This window comes from Paraburkholderia sp. BR10882, assembly GCF_040948855.1.
Lineage (GTDB): Bacteria > Pseudomonadota > Gammaproteobacteria > Burkholderiales > Burkholderiaceae > Paraburkholderia > Paraburkholderia nodosa_A.
The window spans coordinates 1-255 of the sequence record NZ_JBFPKP010000097.1; the positions used below are offsets into that span (position 1 = coordinate 1).

General features: G+C 67.1%; 1 pseudogene. It reads right to left on the bottom strand.

Annotation, left to right across the window (positions count from 1 at the left end):
• Nucleotides 1–255 (bottom strand): annotated as a pseudogene (locus AB3X99_RS41055) (urocanate hydratase); the annotation flags it as partial.

A 255-nucleotide genomic window follows, 5' to 3' on the forward strand; every position in this document is an offset into this window, starting at 1 on the left:
GCTCCTGCAGCGTAAGCATCGCGCGCACCTGGTGGGCCATCGATTCCTTCGCGACCTTCACGATGCTTTCCGGCGCGACCTTCTGCGCTTCACGCCACTGCTCCACGGTCCAGCCCTGCGGCAGGTAGCCGTTGATCGGGTCGTGCGCGCTCGTCTGGTCGGTCACGCAGTCGGGCGTGATGCCGCGCTTCACGAACTCGGCGAAGACATCGGCGGCATTGCCGAGCAGGCCCACCGAAACCGGCTTGCCCGTGC